Source organism: Ammoniphilus sp. YIM 78166, assembly GCF_004522215.1.
GTDB lineage: Bacteria > Bacillota > Bacilli > Aneurinibacillales > RAOX-1 > YIM-78166.
Window position 1 is genome coordinate 1 of record NZ_SDLR01000070.1, and the last position, 313, is coordinate 313.

The 313-nt window shown below is 45.4% G+C and carries 1 pseudogene; it reads right to left on the minus strand.

The window, feature by feature from the left end:
- Positions 1-313 (minus strand): annotated as a pseudogene (locus EIZ58_RS32935) (hypothetical protein); the annotation flags it as partial.

Sequence of the window (313 nt, forward strand, 5' to 3'; positions counted from 1 at the left end):
CCACGGTTAGTGGTCTTAACACCGTAAGCACGGAAGTAGTCAGCTGACTTCTTTGAAGAAGCTAACTTAGCCATAGTAGCCTTAGAAGCGACAACCTTAGCACCCTTAACAGTACCTGGCTTCGTGTATAAAGCGTTAGTACCAGTAGCTTCGACGTTACGCTTAGTAGCGTCCGTCTTTAACGTTGAATAGGCACCTGCAGTAGCGTATGACTTAGCTGAAGCAGTCGTTGAAACGGCAGCAACACCAGCAAAGCTCAATGCAGCAAGGCCCAAGTAAAGAGATTTCTTTAAACTTGATTGCATAATCTTTC